Source organism: Streptomyces sp. URMC 126 (assembly GCF_051386555.1).
In the GTDB taxonomy this organism is placed as follows: Bacteria; Actinomycetota; Actinomycetes; order Streptomycetales; family Streptomycetaceae; genus Streptomyces.
On record NZ_JBPQTX010000946.1, the window covers coordinates 1 to 265 of the forward strand.

Sequence of the window (265 nt, forward strand, 5' to 3'; positions counted from 1 at the left end):
GCCGGGGCGGTGAAGAAGAACTCCCGCCCCGCCGCGATGATCGGTCGATGACCGACCGCCGCCCGCTGGGCACCGGAACCGACCGCGCCGATGCGTCCCGCCCGCGAGACACCGATCCGGTGCCGGCGCCACGCGCGCAGCTCGCCGCCGAACGCCTCCCCGCCGTCCCAGTCGCCCTGGTGCCCGCAGAGCAGAAGACCGCTCCTCTGGCCAGACGGCGCGCCCTCGGCGCCGGCGTCGAGGGGCTTCCCGCTCCGCCCAGTGG

At 77.0% G+C, this 265-nt stretch carries 1 protein-coding gene; it reads right to left on the reverse strand.

Going from position 1 to position 265, the window contains the following annotated elements; genetic code table 11:
• A partial coding sequence (locus ACSNOK_RS34610) for a hypothetical protein (protein WP_436784676.1) occupies positions 1 to 265 on the reverse strand: 265 nt, incomplete at both ends.